Source organism: Zhongshania guokunii, assembly GCF_040892635.1.
In the GTDB taxonomy this organism is placed as follows: Bacteria; Pseudomonadota; Gammaproteobacteria; order Pseudomonadales; family Spongiibacteraceae; genus Spongiibacter; species Spongiibacter guokunii.
In genome coordinates this window covers 199,636-217,098 of the sequence record NZ_JBFRYA010000004.1, presented here as the reverse complement: position 1 = coordinate 217,098, position 17,463 = coordinate 199,636, and the positions used below count along the sequence as shown (strand labels likewise).

The window sequence follows — 17,463 nt, the reverse complement described above, 5'->3', positions numbered from 1 at the left end:
ATAGCGCCCGTCGCTGCAAAACCTCATGAATTTATTAGTACTAAAGCAATACCAATGGACGATGTTTACACACCTCTAGACCAATTGTGAGTGTGGCTGCGTCGCCACATACTCAGGCACAGATCGCAATGGCGTGCTCGCCATGTAATTTAAAAAGTTGGTGGGCAGGCCTTTGCGATAGATCTGTAATAGCAATTTATAGAAATAGATATTTGAAAGAAAAGTACTGAAAAATTGATAACCAAAAATATTTTAATACCTGTTCAACAATAAAATCTAAGTATAAGGAAGGAGATTTCCGATGAAAATAAAGTACTTGGCAAGATCAATTACCGTGGCGGCCGCCGTCGCAACGCTTGGTTTCAGTTCCCTTGTTAGTGCGGGCGTAACAGACCAAGATATTTTAAACGACGCCACCACCACTGGCGATGTGGTGTCTTACGGTTTGGGGCCGCAGGGTCAGCGCTACAGCCCGCTAAAAATTGTAAACACCAAAAACGTAAAATCCCTGTCGCCAATTTGGTCATTTTCTTTTGGCGGTGAAAAGCAGCGCGGGCAAGAATCTCAGCCGCTGATTAAAGATGGCGTTATGTATGTAACCGCCTCTTATTCCCGTATCTACGCGGTTGATATCGCTACTGGCGAAGAAATTTGGCAGTACGATGCGCGCCTCCCAGACGGCATAATGCCCTGCTGCGACGTGGTTAACCGCGGTGCGGCGCTGTATGGCGATCTCGTTATTTTTGGCACCCTCGACGCTAAGCTAGTCGCGCTGGATATTAAAACCGGCAAGCCAATCTGGCGTAAAACCGTTGGCGATTACCAAGCCGGCTACTCCATGACCGCCGCGCCGCTAATTGTGAAAGGCAAGGTCATTACCGGGGTATCTGGGGGTGAATTCGGCATTGTGGGCAAGGTAGAAGCCCGCGACGCAAAAACCGGCGAAATGATTTGGAGCCGTCCCACCGTTGAAGGCCACATGGGCTATTTAAACGGTAAAGAAAATGGCATTACCGGTGGCAAAGCCGGTAAAACATGGCCCGGCGATATGTGGAAAACCGGTGGCGCAGCAACATGGCTTGGCGGCACTTACGACCCAGAGGTCGATCTGCTGTTTTTTGGTACGGGTAACCCCGCGCCGTGGAACTCCCATTTGCGTCCTGGCGACAACCTCTACAGCGCCTCGCGCCTTGCAATTAACCCCGACACCGGCAAGATCGTTTGGCATTTCCAAACCACGCCTCACGACGGCTGGGATTTCGACGGTGTAAACGAACTAGTGTCGTTTAACTATAAGCAAGGTGGTAAAACCATTCAGGCAGCGGCAACCGCCGACCGCAATGGTTTCTTCTACGTACTAGACCGCACCAACGGCAAATTCATTCGCGGCCTGCCCTTCATCAAGGAGATGACATGGGCCAAGGGCTTAAATAAAGACGGCACGCCGATCTTCGACGAGGCCATGCGCCCAGGTAATCCCGCCACTACCGGCACCGATGGCAAAAAGGGCAAATCCGTATTTGCGGTGCCCTCCTTCCTCGGCGGTAAGAACTGGATGCCAATGGCCTACAGCCAAGATACCGGCTACTTCTATGTACCTTCTAACGAATGGGGCATGGATATTTGGAACGAGCCAGTAAACTACAAAAAAGGTGCAGCTTACCTAGGTTCAGGCTTTACCATTAAACCGATATTTGAAGACCATATTGGTTCACTCAAAGCCATAGACCCCGTATCTGGCACCGTAAAGTGGGAGTTCAAAAACAACGCGCCACTGTGGGGTGGGGTACTCGCTACCGCGGGCAACTTGGTGTTTATGGGTAACCCCGAAGGTTACTTAATGGCCTTCGACGCCAAAACTGGCGAAGTGCTGTACAAGTTCAACACCGGCTCCGGCATTGTTAGCTCGCCCATCACCTGGGACAAAGACGGCGAACAATACGTGACCATCGTGTCTGGCTGGGGCGGCGCAATTCCATTATGGGGAGGCGAAGTGGCCAAACGCATTAAAAACCTGAACCAAGGTGGCAGTGTGTGGACCTTTAAAATTCCGAAGAACTAAGTGTTTGGATAGTATAGGCTGCTAAGGCTGGTAAAACGACGAAAGCCCCGCTTGGATCAAGTGGGGCTTTTTTGCGGGTGATTTCGAAGCAATTAAGCCAGAGTCATATGACGTAAGCGTCTTGAATAAAACGCTTAAATGCCTGTGAGTAAAAAATCGAGTGCAGAGATAATTTCGTCTCTGTTTAATAGTAGAGAGTCCTCTCTCTTTACTAAAAAAGTTGATGAAACTGTCGTGATTTGATGGCTGAGAAGTGCATAATTTTTATTGTTAATTTCGACTATTGGGCACAGATTTTTGGGGAAGGATTTAGCATTATTCGCTGCCGCGATTGGAATAACTACGCGACTAGTCAGCTGCTCTAGTAAGTCCGTTTGTACATCGACGAAAAAGGGATACGTTTGGCAGCTATCTGGGTCTGTGTTGTGGTACAGATCGAATTGCTTCATTAGAAGCTCCGGTGCTTATCAGCAAATAGACCGCCAGATTTCACTAAGTCGTTGCAATTCTCGATGGCTTGCTTATTGTCTTCAAGCCACTGTTGGCGCTTGCTTTGCCTTAGCTCGGCCTCGAGGGCGCGCTCCAAAGTAGCAGAAAGGTTCACTTTTAAGCTTTTAGCTTGGGCAAGTAAGCTGCTGTTTATGCTGAGATTTGTCGCCTTTTTTGGGGCGTCTCTGTCGAAAATTTCGCGCATTTTAGCTTTACCTCGCAGACATAATGCGTATTGGTAATGCGCATGCTAGCAAGATGCCTTTGGCATTGCAATCGAGGCTTGTGCGGCGGGCGCGGTGTCGGTGCTATCGGAATGTGTTTTACCGGCAACTTTGCGCTGTCGACTATGCGTTCATCGTCACGTTAGCGGTGGTTTGCTCAATGCTTTCTTGGATATGCGCCACCATCGCTGCGGGCTGGTCATACATAGGCACGTGGCCTGCTTCTCCTAGTAATATAAAACGCGCTGACGGCACAGCGTCGCGCATGGGTTCCAGAAACTCCGCAGGCGGCAGCACGGCGTCGTTTGCAGACCACACAATATTTACTGGTATGCTAGGATCGGGAAGCGGCCTAATTGCGCCATGGTCACCAAAAGCCTTTATCAGCGGCGGAATGACAGGACACCGACAAATGGCCAGTAATAATCGCTTTGCGGCGCTTGGTGATATCCGTTCTCCGTGTCTCATTTGGCTGGCAAATAGCCATTGCCTTACTGTAGTGAATACCATCAGCGGTGCGAACAAGGGACGCAATAGCGGGAACACTCGGCATGCAAACACCATTGCCCGAGCAATACGTAAAAACGCTTTGTGATTGGGCCAGCTCCCCGCCGGTGAAAAAGCAGTTACAGATTTGGCAAAGCCGCAGCGCGCTAGCTCGAGCGCTAACCAGCCGCCCAGCGAGTTACCTGCCACATGGGCAGATTCAATACCTTGGCGATGCATTTCCAGCACGATTTTTTTACTGAGTAAGTCTAGGCTAATTGGCTGCGTTAGATCCACCGGCTCGCCATCGAGGTGGCCCGGCAGCGCTAGCGGAATGATCCTGTAGTTGGCTGGGAACAACGGCAGCAGTGGCGCCCATATGTCGTGAACGGAGGTCGCGCCGTGCAGTAGTAATACGGTTTCTGCTTTGTTTGGGGGCGGCGTACTAATAAGTGATTCATTCATTGGACTTGGATGCCTCTAATTTAAGAACCTGATTTAAACGCTCGATAGTTTTGACTGGTTGCGTAAGCGCTAAACGATTCAGTAACCACGCTGGAATTGGCCCTGCGGGGTCCATGAACATCTCTGCGATCACCGCAGTGTTACCATTGGCGGCGGGGCTAAGCTGCCAGTGATACCAGGCCTCGGATACCCTTACTCGTTCGGGGTCTGGCGCATAGGCATCACTAATCGCATTGCTGTTAATCACGAGACTTTCCCCCTCTCGGTGCACGTCTGTTTGTAGAATAATGTCGCGATCGTGCACTGGCCAAGGCATATCGTAGTGATAGTAGGCTCGCGTAGTGTGCTCCGACGTAGACAGAATCTTGACGCTCTTACACATCTCATCCCAGTCGCGGCGACGCAATGGCTGTATTAGTAATGTTGCGACCTCATCGAGTTGCGCGGCTAGCGTCGTTTCAATGCGAACAGCTTTAAGATCTGAGCCAATGATATCCCGCGTTAAAATTTTGAGATCGGCAGATTCGCGGCGGAGCGTCCAGCCGCTGTCAAGGTCTTGCCCCTGATCCGCAGAGGCTTGACTGGTTACCACTAAAAGTACGATCACTAATGACCATAGGGGGCGCAAATTAAACATTCGGGTGTTCAGCCTGCTTAGTGGAGATTGAATTCGATACCCAATGATACCGAGCGCGGCGGATTATAAATGGTTAACAGTCCCCCAGTATTTGGGGTATCAAATACGACGCCCGGCTCGAATTCATTGGTTAAATTATTGCCCACTAAATTAATTGATGGCTCACCCCATAATTCTGGAAAGCGGAAATTAATGCTCGCGCCCAATAATTTCATTGGTGGGTGTTCATAGGTTTGCGCCAAATTATTGTAGTTACGATTTTGGTAGGTGTAATTGACCGTGGATACAATCTCTGCGGGGCCAAGATTGCCAAGCCAAGCCACCATTATGGACCCTGAAACTGGTGGTGAACCCGGCAGTTCGGTGCCGGCCTCTGCTGGGCCCTGGAAGTCGTCGAAGAATGTGGTGGTGTGGGCGTCAACGTAGGAGCCGTTAAGTTTGATGGCAAAGCCGCCTGGCAGTAGTGTATTTAAGCCAAATTCCACCCCAGTGTTTTCTGCTCCCCCTACGTTGGTGGTGTAGGCAAATGCGCCAGTGTATTCACGTTGCTGTACTTGCATATCCGTCCATTCTAAATAGAACGCGGTAACATCAAACTGAACCGCGCCTTCAAACCACTCGGTGCGCATCCCCAATTCATAATTCCAGATATTGTCGGATTTAAAGAACAGAGGGACTTTTGGGTCACGTGTGGGGTTTTGGTTGGCACCTGCATAGCGGAAACCTTTAACCGCCGACGCAAAAATAGACAATGAATCTGAATGAGCCCATTTGAGTGTCAGTTTAGGATTGAAAACGGTTTCTGCAACGCGGCCAACGTCGCGACCAAGTGAGCCCTGTGTTAAACCACCGAGGCTACCTAAGAGCGGTGGTAAATTACTGCCAATTTCGCCAATAAGCGGTAATTCAGCGACCGGCAACAGCGTTGTTTCAATGTCGGCGTCGGTGCTCTGGCGGAAAAAGCGTCCCCCTAACCCTAGCTCCCAATGTTCGCCTAACCCGCGTGTCACATCCACAAATGTGGCGTATTCCTCGGCCTCTACATTGCCTCGCAGGCGTAATAGGTCACCAGTCAATTCTGTGCCAATATTTAAAGCCAAGAACTGATCGCTATATATGTAAAATAGTCCTGCTACATAGCTCCAATCGTTGAGTATCCACCAATTCGATTCCGTTGGTTCATTAGACACAATTCGCAGCTCTGCACTGGGTTGGTCGGAGTTGATAAAGGTGTCGCCATAGGTGCCTACACCGAGTGTGGCGGTGCCAAAAAACTGGGAGTAGTCCAGCCGTTGGGGGTAGTCTTTGGTCATATTCGCAGCAATGGCAACTACGTCAAAACTGTTAAAACTCCAGTCTGCCGTCAAAGTGTGAATGTCGGTGCGAGAATCGAGCTCATCTGGAAAAAAGCGCTGAGAATGGGTTGGCTCGCCAATGGTGTTGGCAAAGGCACCGTCATCCTGATGGGTCTCGCGGCGAATACCGCTGTAATTTAGGGTAAACGACTCTGTCGCGCGCCAGCTTAACAAGCCGCGAACCTGCTCTGATTGTGAGGAGTTGATGTCATCGCGACCTGAGCGAAGATCTTTAATATAGCCAGGTCGCGCAGTTTTACTGGCGACAACCCGCGCGGCGAATTTTTCGCCCAGCGGCACGTTAGCCATCACATCGTAACGGTGTGACATGCCGTCACTGCGGGCGTGTTCAGTCGTCGCAGCGGCGAGCTGACCGTAGGCCTCTTCAAAGTCGGGCTTATTCGGTACATAGCGAATGGCCCCCGCCAATGCCGAGCCGCCAAATAAGGTGCCTTGCGGCCCTTTAAGAATCTCGACGGTCTTCATGTCATAGGGGTCTATATTCGGTTGAGGGCCAAGAATAGAGGGGTTCACCATCGATACATCCTCGTAAAACATACCGAAGGTTCGTGTAAAAAAGGTGAAGAAGGTGTCTGTTGAAACGCCGCGAATGATGACCTGCGCCGCTTCTGGATCAAGCCCGGGGCTTACCGAGACCCCCGGTGAAAACCGCGCGATGGACTCGATATTGGCGGCGCCAATGTCGCGCAAGGACTCACCCGTGAACGCGTCGATACTCAGCGGTATGTCGCGCAAGTCGGCATCGCGCTTGGTCGCCGAGACGATAACTTCTTCTAAGATGGTGGTGCGCGGCTTCCGTGTCGAGTTACTTGCAGGTTCAGGGTCGACGGCATTCTGTGCTAACAATGGCAGCGGCATAGCAAAAATGATGGCCAAGCTAAGTGGAATGCAGGGCAAGCTGGGTTTCATCGATACGGCTATTAAATGCTTTTTATTACGTTTCATAATTCGCCTAAATTATTTTGGTTTTTGTACGAAGTTTGAAATATCCGCCAAATTAGGGCTCGCAACAATGTCATATCTGGACTAATATTTTGTCCTAAACTTACCGCTTGTGAGCTTGTCTATGAGTAAGTACTTCATACCGCCACATATCCGCCAAGCCTTGACTGCGGCACTGGAGGCTAGGGGTATTGACGTGACGTCATTACTTAGTGACTTTGCGCCATTCCACGCTATCGATAGTCCGCGATACGATTTATTGGTCTGTCAGCGCTTGCTGCAAGCCGGCTGGTATTTACTTGACGACGAAGATTTGGGTTTGGGTGACGGCCCGCCGCTAAAGCCTGGGGCCTTTTTTTACGCGAGTAATCTAATGATTAATGCGCCAAACCTAGGCGAAGCATTACGCGTCGCTGCCTGTTTTTATTGCTATGTGGGTAAGTCTTGGGAGCCTGAGTTTTTTAACGATAAAAAGCAGGCGTGCTTTCGCATACAAAGAAATAGTCGCCTAAATGATCCAAACCATTTGCTCGCCGATTACTTGCTTATCGGTTTTTATCAGTTTGCCAGTTGGTTAATTGGCGGCCGGATTGCACTCAAAAGTGTGAGTTTTGACTATCCCCGTCCAGAGTATGAGGTGGAGTTTCAGACATTATTTCCCTGTCGGCGATACTTTGATTGCGACTATCTAGAGTTCACTTTTAGCGCGACGTATTTAAAACAAAAAATTGTTCAAAATGCAGGGTCACTCGCAGCGCTATTACTGTCATCGCCGTCGTTTATACTGACACCTCAAGACAATATGCGCAGCTTTCACACCGAAGTCCGCCATCTGCTGGAAACGTGGCCAAGCCCCGAAATGCCAAGCTTTGCTGACGTCTCTGAAAGGTTTAACCTAACCCCAAAAATGCTGGGAACGCGATTGCGCAAAGAAGATGTAAACTTTAATGAAATTAAGAAAAGTGTTCGATTAGATAAGGCCACGCAATTACTTACTAACCACAATATCTCGATAGCAAAAATTGCTGAGCAATTAGGATTTGAGGAAACCGCAGCGTTTAGCAAAGCGTTTAAAGCATGGGTTGGCGAGTCTCCGGCTCAGTACCGGAAAAAGTGGTCATCGCTCAGCGAATGAGTTTGTCAAAAGTCTGAGGCAGATTTAGCAGGCGCAAGCAATGCTATTTATGAGAGTTTAGTGGTGGGGTCGGGGTTTGATAGCGCCTGTTAATCCGGCGCTCCTTTATATCTGCTACAATACTCGCTTGAATGTAACAATAGTGCTAAGAAAATTATCGGCTTACACGCGGTAAGCGCCGCGACGAACGGCATATCAATCTCGAAAATTCGGAATAACGAGCGTCGAAATATCTTTAGCATGTACGTTGCTTATTGCGCCGCATTGGCGAAGTATTTAGATGCCAAGTTAGTATAAAAAAGTCGTAAAATTCTAATGAGCAAGGTGCAGGGTTGTTACTGCTGTGCTGCACATAAGGCAAAATTAAATGTACCAAAATCGAGATATCATCGCGAGGCTGCGCGAGCGTATTCCGTCGTTTGAATGTGTGTCGGGTTGTCACGATTGCTGTGGGCCTGTGACGACGTCTTCGGAAGAAATGTCGCGGCTGCCAGTAAAAACCGATGCCGAGCATGAAGCGGCCTTAGGCGAGCTGAGTTGTGTACACCTTGGGCCTAAGGGTTGCACGGTGTACGGCGAACGGCCTTTGATTTGTCGTTTGTTTGGTACTACCCCGCGTATGCCCTGCCCAAATGATCGCCGCCCAGACGAGATGGTTGATCCCGAGGTTGAGCGGCAGGTTCATCACTACATTGCCAATACCCGCCAAGTGCTGGTTTAGCTGTAACCGTAGCTGTTGATACAAGTGTTAGTGCAATTTAAGTTTGGGCTTTATTGCGCGGTGAATACGCCCTGCAACCGCAATGAGTAGCGAGTTGTATAGGCCGTGAATCGCTAATAAGTGCATGCGGTAGAGGGACAGGTAGGCGAGGCGGGCGATTGGCCCGCCAATACGCATTTCACTGCCCACAAAACCGCTCATTAAACCGCCCACGGTATTGTAGTTGCTGAGCGACACCAGTGAGCCAAAGTCGCGGTAGCGAAAGTTCTTTAATGGTTTGTTACGCCTGCTGCGCAGCAGATTGGTGTAAACAAGGCTGGCCATTTGGTGGGCGGCTTGGGCTCTGGGGGGAACAAAGCCGCCCTCTGGTAGGGGGCAGCTGGCGCAGTCGCCAATCACAAAGATATGTTCGTTCTTGCTCGCTTGTAAGGTGGGCAGCACCAAGAGCTGATTGCGATTATTGGCTTCCAGCGCTGGAATATTACTGAGTAGCGGCGGCGCTTTGATGCCCGCAGCCCACACCCGAATATCACATTGAATGGTTTCATCGTTGCCGGTGGTAAAGCCCTCGCTTGCGCAGCGCTTTACGCCGGTGTTGCAGCGCACTTCAATACCAATGCGCTCTAAGGTGCGCGTGGCGGCTTTGGATAGTTTTTCGGACAGGGCGGGGAGAATGCGCGGCCCTGCTTCTATTAAGGTGATTTTGTAATTAACTTTGCCTGCTTCACTGCGCTGGTAGCCAGACAAACCCAGCGCGGTGTGTTGCAGCTCTGCGGCTAGCTCGACGCCTGTGGCGCCGCCACCGACAATGGCAATGCGCAATACCGGCGTTGCCCGGTCTGCACTGTCGTTGCTCAATGAACTACAGCTGAGTTTGTCGGTTTGATTTAGCAGGTGTTGGTGAAAGCGTTCGGCTTGGTTTTTGTCGTCTAAAAAATAGCAGTGCTCGCGGGCGCCGGTCACGCCAAAGTCGTTGCTAACGCCACCTATCGCAATTACTAAATACTCGTAAGCTAGGCTTTGCTTGGGGGTAATAAGCTCGCCTTGGTCATCGCGGCGTTCGGCCAAGTGTAGAATTTTGTGTTGGGGATCGACGGTTTCTAAGCTGCCAAGTAGAAAGTTGAAGTGCTTTTTTTTGCCGTGATAGCGGTAGTTAAGCTCGTCGAAGGAAGAGTCGATAGAGCCAGCGGCGACTTCGTGGAGTAGGGGCTTCCAGATGTGCATCGGGCTTTTGTCGATCAAGATAATTTGGATGGTGTTACTGCGTTTAAATTTTTGGCCTAACTGAGTGGCTAGGGCCAAGCCACCGGCGCCGCCGCCGACAATAACGATGTTTTCCATGGTGGAGATCTCGCAGAAAGTTTTGCGCGAAGCTTAGCAGCGAGGCTTGGAAGGGGGTATTCGTCAAAAGTAGCGGAAGTGACCTTACTTAGTAGGGGTGGCGGATAAACGTGCAACTTAATATGCCGCGCTCACTGATATTGTCTGACGAAGCGATCTGTGGCATCCACCAAGGCGGCAATCATATTGGCCTCTTCTATGAGGTGGCCAGTGTCGGCAAGCTGAATAAATTCGCTGTTGGCAATGCCGGCGGCAAGCGCGCGGGAGGCGGTGTGCAGGCAGGTTTTGTCTAATTCACCATGAATAATCGTTACCGGCACCTTGGGCAGCTGGTGAAGATTGTCGAGTATTTGGTTTTCGGCAATAAAATAGCGGTGCTGGGCGTAGTGGGTTTCTATTTTAACTTTGCGAACGAGGGCGGGATCGGTCTGCCGCTGGGCGTCGTTTGTAATGGCGTTGTTAGCTGAATGTTTGTCAGTACGCTGGCCTAAATTATAGGTAGCGACTTTGCCAGACCAGACCGACCAAATAGCGGCGTATTTTAACTGGGTATCGTTGTCGCCGTGATGCAGGCGCTGGTAATAAGCGGCAACCAGATCGTGTCTTTCGCCTTGCGGGATGTCTTGTATAAATGCCTGCCAGGCTTCTGGGAATTCCTCGCTCGCGCCGTGTTGGGCAAACCAAAATAAGTCCTGCTCTCTGGCCAAAAAACTGCCGCGCAGAATCATACCGCTCACCCGCTGGGGGTGGGCTTGGGCATATAGTAGCCCCAAACTCGCGCCCCACGAACCACCAAATACTAACCAGCGCGGAATATTAAGATGCTCCCGAATGCGTTCTATATCGGCGACAAGGTGCTGGCTGGTGTTGTCAGTCAATTCGCCGTGGGGCGTAGAGAGGCCACAGCCGCGCTGATCGAAGCAGATAATGTAGTAATGCTCGGGGTTAAAGTAGCGGCGGTGATTATTATTGCAGCTCGATCCCGGCCCGCCATGCAAAAACACCACGGGAATCCCCAGTGGGTTGCCACTGGTTTCAATATAGAGTTGATGAACTGACTCGGTATTGAGGGTGAACGAAGTGCTGGCCGAGGCCGGATATAGGGTCTTTTGCATGGAGGGGAGAAATTGCTAATGATGTCACCACACTGACGGCTAGCGCGACGGAATACAAGGTTTGATTGCGGAATATGCCTTAAATCGCTTAATTGCGCCGTATCGCGTTTAGAATAAATAAGCATTAAAGAATGCATGTGAGTGGTGGTGTAAAATGCTTAAAGGGCGTTACTAATGTATGTGCCGCTCAACTATTATCGATTCCTTCTAAAATCATTTTTGCTAGAGCGACGCCGATTTCCTTAGATTTCATGATACCGTTGGGGCGAAACCATTGCGACGACGATGTTAACATGCCAATTAGGGCGTGCGTGACTAGTCTGGGTGGTAATGTCGACCGAATCTCGCCATTTGTCATGCCATTGGTAATGACGATATTGACAAGACTAAAGTATTCTTTTGACAGCTTATTACTTGTCGCTAGCCATTTTTCATTTTTAGGGTCGTCCATAGATTTAATTTTTCGTAGGTCTTCTTGCACAAAAATATAGTAGTACGGATAATTCTCTTCAAATGACGACATGAGTGCGGTCATTAACTTGGCAAGTTTTTCTGGTGCAGGGATGTTTTCTTCAGAAATTACTTTCGCCTGCTGAATATCATCGCCTACTATCCTAGAATAGATATCCTCGTAAAGGTCTTGTTTGGAACCGACGTAGTAATAAAGGCTGGCTCGATCCATTTCGGCCTCTTCAGCAATATCGCTGAGTTTTGTGGCTAGAAACCCTTTCTTTAAAAATATGTTCCCAGCTGCGCGGCGAATAATATCTTTGCGGTCGTTGTAAAGCGTTTTACCAGATTTGGCGCGAGATTCTCTTCGTGTCTTTAGTTTACTCATTGAGATGTTTTTTCCTGCTTAGCCTTTGACGTAGCTGATCTGTAAGTTGTCGCTAATCGTTTGCTACTGGTCATTAATTTTAAATATTTTTCTTTAATGAGTAGGGATTCTAAACTAGCAACCAGCTATTGTCATGTTGATCGAGTTGGACTTAACCCTTTGGCAAGCACTTGTTTGTCGCTAATGGCTTGGGGCATTAGGTGTGGGCTCAGATGTTAGCCCGTTATTAGGCGTGCCGCGTAACTTGCGATTAAGTATTTTTAAATACGCCGTCTGCGTTATGGCTTCGATTTTTTTGGTGGTTGGCTTGCCCTGAGTCTTGTCATTGCGCTGGGTCGGGTGTTTCTGGTTTTTTGGGGAGTTGCCCCAGTATCTGATTTAGGGCCATCCAGAATAATTCTGCTGACTGATAGCCTGCTATTCGGCCAATTTCGCGGCCGTTATCCATTACGACAAAACTGGGTATCCATGCCACGGGGGTGGTGAGGCCTGGCATGTTGGTGGTGTCTGAAATTTTTCCGTCTTCGCTATAAAATTCAACACGTTGCAGTGGAGCAAGTATCGCTTCTTGGGTTTTGTGGTAAATGCCACCTACGTCTTTCTCAAAGCTTAGGCAGGCGCCGCAGTGGGCGTCATGAAAAAACAGTAATTCTGCTGCCCAAGCATTTTTGAATGGCAGGCTTGTGGCAATAACCAGTACCAGTATTTTAAGCGGCATATTCAAGGTGTTAGGGTTTGATGTAGGCATAGCCTTCCTCCCATTGAAGGCGGGTAATCTCGGCGATGCCGGAGCGCACCGTGCCAACTCCTGGGGATAATTCGCTGGGCGGTATGCCTTTGGCATCTAGGGTGTTGAGGCAGGCGCTAAATTTGACGCCCTCAAGTAACAGGGTGTCGAAAAGCGCGGCATAGGCGTTGCCGTTAGGGTCTTTAGCGTCGTCGAGTAAAAAGGCGATGCCAGCACCAAGGGCAATAACCGTTATCTGCGCATTAGGCATGACTTTGCGCTGATTATTAATCTCGCGAATGGCAATAATTGCTTGTTCCGGTTGGTCTATGTGGAACACCACATGGGGTGCTCTAATATCTGTTTCTATAGCCCGCGCGGGCATAATTTGGCAAACGCTGAGCAACACGCCGAGTATTAGTGAGCAGTAAAAAATTCGCTGCTGCCTGCGGTGAGAGAAGTTTGTTGTTGTGGTCATTAATCGCCTCTCTGAAATACACGAACGTTCCGTTTTTTCTAAATATTACGCCATATTCTCCCAGTGTATCCGCTTTTATTTAATCGTGGTCATTGCCGCGCAAAAATGCTGCGTTGGGCTAAGCTTAGTGCTAAGGCTGCGTTTGGTGGGGCGCAATATTAGGCTTGCAATATACCATGGGGGGTATAGTATACAAGTCGCTATCTAAAACCAATCGATGAATTAGTGCTGCGAAATACGACTTTCAGGAGCTCGGATGTCGAATAATAATAGCAAGCTAGGTCAGGATTCCCCTTTAGTGACTGCCCGCAGCGGTGAGCCTGTGGGGCTTGGTGCTTTGCGACCGGCGCCAGAGTTTTTCCTTGATTCGGAAACGGTTAGCGCCATTCAACAGCAAGGTGTTGATGCTAGTCGACGGTCGCTAATTCGCAGTAGTTTTGCGATGGCCTTGGCGAGTGTAATTGCGCCGCGAGCGTTGGCTAATAATGCGGGCGACCCCGCTATTCTAGAGCTGCCTAGCTGGTCCCGCAGCTTGGGTAATCCTGTCGCCAGCCGTCCGTATGGTATGCCGTCAAAATATGAAAGTAATCTGCAGCGTCGCCAAAGTCCTGGCTTGACCCAAACGGCGCAGTCTAGTGTTTCTTTTAGTCCGCTCCAAGGTATGTTCGGCATGATTACCGCCAGCGGCCTGCACTTTGAGCGTCATCATCAGGGCTGGGTCGATGTTGATCCCCGTCGCCATCGTTTGATGATTAATGGTTTGGTAAAAACTGCAAAGGTATTCAGCCTTGAAGACCTAATGCGCATGCCGTCGGTGTCGCGTATTCACTTTATAGAGTGCGGCGCCAACACTGGCATGGAGTGGGGCAACTCGGCGGTGCCAACGGTGCAGTATACCCACGGCATGCTGTCGTGCAGCGAATTTACAGGTGTGCCGCTGTCGCTGTTGTTAGAGCAGGCGGGCATTGATAAAAGTCGCGCTAAATACATTTTGGCCGAGGGCGCTGACGGCTCGGGAATGACCCGCACCATTGATATTGACCGCGCCCTTGACGACGCAATAGTGGCCTACGGCATGAACGGCGAAATGCTGCGCCCTGAAAATGGCTACCCCTTGCGCTTGGTGGTACCCGGCGCCCAGGGGGTGTCGTGGGTGAAGTGGTTGCGGCGGATTGAGGTGGGTGACAAGCCGTATGCAACTAAGGATGAATCTATTCACTATGTGGATTTAATGCCCGACGGCCAGCACCGTCAGTACACCTCGATTCAAGAAGCAAAATCGGTTATTACCAGTCCGTCGGGCGGCCAAAAGCTGCTTAGCAAAGGGTTTTACAATGTAACGGGGTTGGCTTGGAGTGGCCGCGGTACGGTGAAGGCAGTTGATGTTTCTTTCGATGCTGGCCGCAACTGGTACTCGGCGAAGTTAGAAGGGCCGGTACTGCCCAAGGCCTTAACCCGGTTCAATATTGGCTGGGAGTGGGATGGTCAGTCTGCCATTCTTCAGAGCCGAGTCACCGATAGCAGCGGCTATGTTCAGCCTGCTATGCGCCAGCTTAGAGAGGTGCGGGGCAGGCGCTCGGTCTACCACAACAATGCCATCCAGTCTTGGCGGGTCAATGCATCGGGTGAGGTGGAAAATGTCCAACTTAGCTGATCGCAAAACCCTAGCCGGCCTGCTCCTCATCTTGGGGCTGAGCGCCTGCGGCGCCGACAACAACAAAACCCCCGCGGCGGAGTTAGCGCGGCGGGAGAGCCCTTATGTACTAACGATGGACGCGCTGGGGCGCCCAGCCACGCCAGCCGAAGTGACAGCTTGGGATATTGATGTGCGGCCAGATTTTGCCGGACTTCCACCGGGCCAAGGTTCGGTGAGCGACGGTGAAGAAGTGTGGATAAATCGCTGCGCGAGCTGTCACGGCGATTTTGGCGACTCGAATAAATTCTTCTCGCCGCTGGTGCTGGGCAATATCACAGAAGCCGATATTGCCAGTGGTCATGTTGCCGCGCTCAAGGATCCCACCCGCGTGCGGACGACCTTGATGAAAGTGGCTACGGTGTCGACTCTCTGGGACTATATTCGCCGCGCCATGCCCTGGAATGATCCTAAATCCCTCAGCGATGACGACGTGTATGCGGTATTGGCCTACCTATTGAATTTAGCCTACATCGTCGATGGTGATTATGTTTTGTCCAAGGACAATATCGCCGAGGTTCAGGCGCGGATGCCCAACCGCAACGGCATGAGTGATGACCACGGTTTGTGGAAGGTCGATGGCCGCCCCGATGTGGTCGCCGAGCGCTGTCTGCGCGACTGTGAGCTAGGCGATAAGGTCAGCTCTTCTATACCGCCTTTTGCGCGCAATGCCCACGGGAATCTACGCGATCAGATGCGTATCTTTGGGCCCCATCAAGGCATTAATACCGTGGCTGAAAGCGACCCAACGGCCTCGAATAAGCCGCTGTCCGCAGCGCTGGTGAGCAGCGGCCCATCTCCAGAAATTAAACAATTGTTGGCAGCAAATACTTGTACTGGCTGTCATCAAATGACCAGCAAGCTGGTTGGCCCAGCATTCGCTGAAATTGGCCGTAAATACCGCGACCGGAGCGACGCAGTGAGCTATCTCAGCACCAAGATTCGCAGTGGCGGCAGCGGTGTTTGGGGTGGCGCGATGCCGCCGATGCCACAGCTGAGTGCGCCACAGGCCGAGCAAATTGCGCGCTGGATAATAGAAAACCCCTGGTGACTCCCGCTGGGAGGCGCAGATTCAACAAGTAGTGGAGAGTGATATGAATAGTAAACGACGTGGATTTCTCAAAATGGCCGTGGCGGGGCTGGGCTTAGCGATTTTGCCCCTGCGCCTACTGGCAGATTTTGTGCGCTCGGAGAAAGCCTTTGGCGCAACCGCGGCCGAGGGCGCATTCGCTGCACTCGGACCGATGCAGGACAGCGCCGACATTATTTTAGAAACCCCAGACATCGCCGAAAACGGTGCGGTAGTTCCCGTGGCAGCCACCAGTAACATTCCGGGCACCACCAGGATGTACTTTGTTATTGAGAAAAACCCTAATCCGCTAGCGGCGGCGTTTGCCATTCCCGAGGGCACCGAGGCCTTTGTGCAAACCCGAGTGAAGGTCGCCCAGACCAGCACTATTTATGCGGTTGTCGAAGCGGGTGGCAAGCTTTATCGCGCAGGCCGAGAAACCAAAGTTACCCTTGGCGGCTGCGGCGGCTAATAAATAAGGAGAATATGTTATGGCAGCTTCAATTCGAATTCGCGCAAAACTTAGCGATGGTATTACTGAGGTTAAAGCGCTCATGCGTCACCCGATGGAGACTGGGCAGCGCAAAGATAGCAGCGGTCAAACAATCCCTGCCCACTATATTACTGAGGTAAGCGCCACGGTGGGGGAGCGCGTGGTTATGCGCAGTTTCTGGGGCGCGGCGGTGTCGCAAAATCCATTTCTTGGTTTTCGTTTTAGCGGCGCAAAAGCAGGCGATGCGGTAGAGGTTAAATGGCTGGACAACAAAGGTGAGTCGGGTAGTGGCACTGCAAAAATTGCTTAACATCCGATAAATTTCAAAATAAAAAGGTGACGTTATGCGCGGTCTACTCAAGTCCCTTAAATGGCTAAACCCTAAAAACTTTGGCGTGACAGCACTTGTAATTTATAGCGGAGCTGCGTTGGCTCAAGATGATGTGTTTAGCCAATATCGAGAAATGATGGGTGATGATAATCCGGCCATTTTCGTCATCGAGGAGGGCGCAGACTTGTGGCGCGAGCCAAGGGGGCCGAAAAAAGCGTCTTTGGAAGCTTGCGATCTTGGCTTGGGCGCTGGCGTGGTAAAGGGCGCTTACGCCCAGCTGCCGCGTTACTTTGCCGACACTGCTCAGGTGATGGATTTAGAAGCGCGACTATTTCATTGCATGGAAACACTGCAGGGCTTAACACCGGCTGAGGCGCGCCGTAAACCTTATTCGGGCAAAGGCGATACGGGCACTGAGTTAGAGGCATTGGTTACTTATATTGCCGACCAATCTAATGGCCAAGCCATTGCGCTGCCCCAGAGTCATCCCCAAGAAAAAACGGCCTACGCCTTGGGCGAAAATATTTTTTACTATCGCGCTGGTCCCCATGATTTTTCCTGTGCCAGTTGTCATCGCCAGACCGGCAAACGCATTCGCTTGCAAGATTTACCGAACCTTACCGAAGCTGAGGGTGCTGCCGCCGCATACAGTAGTTGGCCCGCCTACCGAGTTTCTCAGGGGCTAGTGCGCACCATGGGGTGGCGCATGCAAAATTGCGCTCGCCAGCAGCGCCTGCCAGAACTGCAGGCTGGTTCAGACGCGATTACCGCATTACTGGTGTTTATGGGCGTTAACGCGCAAGGCGCAGAAATGCAGGCGCCTGGTCTTAAGCGATAGGGG

At 50.9% G+C, this 17,463-nt stretch carries 18 protein-coding genes; 8 read left to right on the top strand and 10 right to left on the bottom strand.

Features of this window, described 5'->3' with window-relative positions; all coding sequences use genetic code 11:
- Positions 1 to 301 precede the first annotated feature (301 nt).
- The gene (locus tag AB4876_RS06465; protein WP_368380832.1) at positions 302 to 2,062 is read left to right on the top strand and encodes a PQQ-dependent methanol/ethanol family dehydrogenase; all 1,761 of its coding nucleotides are present in this window, start codon (positions 302 to 304) and stop codon (positions 2,060 to 2,062) included.
- A gap of 134 nt (positions 2,063 to 2,196) precedes the next feature.
- Here the strand turns inward: AB4876_RS06465 and AB4876_RS06460 are convergent, their stop codons facing one another.
- The 5 genes from AB4876_RS06460 to AB4876_RS06440 form a co-directional block, all read right to left on the bottom strand.
- Positions 2,197 to 2,511, bottom strand: coding sequence for a CcdB family protein (locus AB4876_RS06460; RefSeq protein ID WP_368380831.1), 315 nt, complete (start codon positions 2,509 to 2,511; stop codon positions 2,197 to 2,199).
- Positions 2,511 to 2,756: a type II toxin-antitoxin system CcdA family antitoxin gene (locus tag AB4876_RS06455; RefSeq protein ID WP_368380830.1), complete on the bottom strand. Its 246-nt coding sequence runs from the start codon at positions 2,754 to 2,756 to the stop codon at positions 2,511 to 2,513. Before AB4876_RS06455 ends, AB4876_RS06460 begins: the two co-directional genes overlap by 1 nt.
- 142 nt (positions 2,757 to 2,898) lie before the next feature.
- Complete coding sequence (locus tag AB4876_RS06450) at positions 2,899 to 3,726, bottom strand: alpha/beta fold hydrolase (RefSeq protein ID WP_368380828.1); 828 nt, start codon at positions 3,724 to 3,726, stop codon at positions 2,899 to 2,901.
- Positions 3,719 to 4,363 (bottom strand): START domain-containing protein, encoded by a 645-nt coding sequence (locus AB4876_RS06445; protein ID WP_368380827.1) that lies wholly within the window; start codon positions 4,361 to 4,363, stop codon positions 3,719 to 3,721. Before AB4876_RS06445 ends, AB4876_RS06450 begins: the two co-directional genes overlap by 8 nt.
- 17 nt (positions 4,364 to 4,380) lie before the next feature.
- Entirely contained in the window at positions 4,381 to 6,684 is a 2,304-nt protein-coding gene (locus tag AB4876_RS06440; RefSeq protein WP_368380826.1) for a TonB-dependent receptor, read from the bottom strand.
- 121 nt (positions 6,685 to 6,805) lie between these two features.
- Between AB4876_RS06440 and AB4876_RS06435 the strand changes: the two genes are divergently transcribed.
- A complete protein-coding gene (locus tag AB4876_RS06435) occupies positions 6,806 to 7,816 on the top strand; it encodes an AraC family transcriptional regulator (protein ID WP_368380825.1) in 1,011 nt (336 codons plus the stop codon).
- 367 nt (positions 7,817 to 8,183) lie between these two features.
- Positions 8,184 to 8,537: a YkgJ family cysteine cluster protein gene (locus tag AB4876_RS06430; protein ID WP_368380824.1), complete on the top strand. Its 354-nt coding sequence runs from the start codon at positions 8,184 to 8,186 to the stop codon at positions 8,535 to 8,537.
- Positions 8,538 to 8,564: 27 nt separating this feature from the next.
- Here AB4876_RS06430 and AB4876_RS06425 read toward each other — a convergent pair whose 3' ends face one another.
- From AB4876_RS06425 to AB4876_RS06405, 5 genes are all read right to left on the bottom strand, one after another.
- On the bottom strand, positions 8,565 to 9,878 hold the full coding sequence (locus tag AB4876_RS06425) for an NAD(P)/FAD-dependent oxidoreductase (protein WP_368380823.1): 1,314 nt from the start codon (positions 9,876 to 9,878) through the stop codon (positions 8,565 to 8,567).
- 131 nt (positions 9,879 to 10,009) lie between these two features.
- Complete coding sequence (gene pip / locus AB4876_RS06420; protein ID WP_368380822.1) at positions 10,010 to 10,993, bottom strand: prolyl aminopeptidase; 984 nt, start codon at positions 10,991 to 10,993, stop codon at positions 10,010 to 10,012.
- A 187-nt stretch (positions 10,994 to 11,180) separates the two neighbouring features.
- Positions 11,181 to 11,831 (bottom strand): TetR/AcrR family transcriptional regulator, encoded by a 651-nt coding sequence (locus tag AB4876_RS06415; protein ID WP_368380821.1) that lies wholly within the window; start codon positions 11,829 to 11,831, stop codon positions 11,181 to 11,183.
- A 322-nt stretch (positions 11,832 to 12,153) separates the two neighbouring features.
- The gene (locus AB4876_RS06410) at positions 12,154 to 12,579 is read right to left on the bottom strand and encodes a thioredoxin fold domain-containing protein (protein WP_368380820.1); all 426 of its coding nucleotides are present in this window, start codon (positions 12,577 to 12,579) and stop codon (positions 12,154 to 12,156) included.
- A complete protein-coding gene (locus tag AB4876_RS06405) occupies positions 12,560 to 13,036 on the bottom strand; it encodes a DsrE family protein (RefSeq protein WP_368380819.1) in 477 nt (158 codons plus the stop codon). The genes AB4876_RS06410 and AB4876_RS06405 overlap by 20 nt, the downstream gene beginning before the upstream one ends.
- 256 nt (positions 13,037 to 13,292) lie before the next feature.
- Between AB4876_RS06405 and soxC the strand changes: the two genes are divergently transcribed.
- From soxC to soxA, 5 genes are read left to right on the top strand one after another with little or no spacing between them, the layout of a single operon-like run.
- Positions 13,293 to 14,690 carry a sulfite dehydrogenase gene (gene soxC / locus AB4876_RS06400; protein ID WP_368380818.1) on the top strand — a complete coding sequence of 466 codons (1,398 nt, stop codon included), beginning with the start codon at positions 13,293 to 13,295 and terminating at the stop codon, positions 14,688 to 14,690.
- Positions 14,674 to 15,780 carry a c-type cytochrome gene (locus AB4876_RS06395; protein ID WP_368380817.1) on the top strand — a complete coding sequence of 369 codons (1,107 nt, stop codon included), beginning with the start codon at positions 14,674 to 14,676 and terminating at the stop codon, positions 15,778 to 15,780. Before soxC ends, AB4876_RS06395 begins: the two co-directional genes overlap by 17 nt.
- Positions 15,781 to 15,823: 43 nt before the next feature.
- The gene (soxY, locus tag AB4876_RS06390; RefSeq protein ID WP_368380816.1) at positions 15,824 to 16,270 is read left to right on the top strand and encodes a thiosulfate oxidation carrier protein SoxY; all 447 of its coding nucleotides are present in this window, start codon (positions 15,824 to 15,826) and stop codon (positions 16,268 to 16,270) included.
- 19 nt (positions 16,271 to 16,289) lie between these two features.
- Positions 16,290 to 16,601 (top strand): thiosulfate oxidation carrier complex protein SoxZ, encoded by a 312-nt coding sequence (gene soxZ, locus AB4876_RS06385; protein WP_368380815.1) that lies wholly within the window; start codon positions 16,290 to 16,292, stop codon positions 16,599 to 16,601.
- A 34-nt stretch (positions 16,602 to 16,635) separates the two neighbouring features.
- Positions 16,636 to 17,460 (top strand): sulfur oxidation c-type cytochrome SoxA, encoded by an 825-nt coding sequence (gene soxA / locus AB4876_RS06380; protein ID WP_368380814.1) that lies wholly within the window; start codon positions 16,636 to 16,638, stop codon positions 17,458 to 17,460.
- Positions 17,461 to 17,463: the final 3 nt, after the last annotated feature.

Bases quoted from the DNA above. Each gene is read 5' to 3' on its own strand.
- AB4876_RS06465 (WP_368380832.1), top strand. From the start codon at position 302: ATGAAAATAAAGTACTTGGCAAGATCAATTACCGTGGCGGCCGCCGTC.
- AB4876_RS06460 (WP_368380831.1), bottom strand. From the start codon at position 2,511: ATGAAGCAATTCGATCTGTACCACAACACAGACCCAGATAGCTGCCAA.
- AB4876_RS06455 (WP_368380830.1), bottom strand. From the start codon at position 2,756: ATGCGCGAAATTTTCGACAGAGACGCCCCAAAAAAGGCGACAAATCTC.
- AB4876_RS06450 (WP_368380828.1), bottom strand. From the start codon at position 3,726: ATGAATGAATCACTTATTAGTACGCCGCCCCCAAACAAAGCAGAAACC.
- AB4876_RS06445 (WP_368380827.1), bottom strand. From the start codon at position 4,363: ATGTTTAATTTGCGCCCCCTATGGTCATTAGTGATCGTACTTTTAGTG.
- AB4876_RS06440 (WP_368380826.1), bottom strand. From the start codon at position 6,684: ATGAAACGTAATAAAAAGCATTTAATAGCCGTATCGATGAAACCCAGC.
- AB4876_RS06435 (WP_368380825.1), top strand. From the start codon at position 6,806: ATGAGTAAGTACTTCATACCGCCACATATCCGCCAAGCCTTGACTGCG.
- AB4876_RS06430 (WP_368380824.1), top strand. From the start codon at position 8,184: ATGTACCAAAATCGAGATATCATCGCGAGGCTGCGCGAGCGTATTCCG.
- AB4876_RS06425 (WP_368380823.1), bottom strand. From the start codon at position 9,878: ATGGAAAACATCGTTATTGTCGGCGGCGGCGCCGGTGGCTTGGCCCTA.
- pip (WP_368380822.1), bottom strand. From the start codon at position 10,993: ATGCAAAAGACCCTATATCCGGCCTCGGCCAGCACTTCGTTCACCCTC.
- AB4876_RS06415 (WP_368380821.1), bottom strand. From the start codon at position 11,831: ATGAGTAAACTAAAGACACGAAGAGAATCTCGCGCCAAATCTGGTAAA.
- AB4876_RS06410 (WP_368380820.1), bottom strand. From the start codon at position 12,579: ATGCCTACATCAAACCCTAACACCTTGAATATGCCGCTTAAAATACTG.
- AB4876_RS06405 (WP_368380819.1), bottom strand. From the start codon at position 13,036: ATGACCACAACAACAAACTTCTCTCACCGCAGGCAGCAGCGAATTTTT.
- soxC (WP_368380818.1), top strand. From the start codon at position 13,293: ATGTCGAATAATAATAGCAAGCTAGGTCAGGATTCCCCTTTAGTGACT.
- AB4876_RS06395 (WP_368380817.1), top strand. From the start codon at position 14,674: ATGTCCAACTTAGCTGATCGCAAAACCCTAGCCGGCCTGCTCCTCATC.
- soxY (WP_368380816.1), top strand. From the start codon at position 15,824: ATGAATAGTAAACGACGTGGATTTCTCAAAATGGCCGTGGCGGGGCTG.
- soxZ (WP_368380815.1), top strand. From the start codon at position 16,290: ATGGCAGCTTCAATTCGAATTCGCGCAAAACTTAGCGATGGTATTACT.
- soxA (WP_368380814.1), top strand. From the start codon at position 16,636: ATGCGCGGTCTACTCAAGTCCCTTAAATGGCTAAACCCTAAAAACTTT.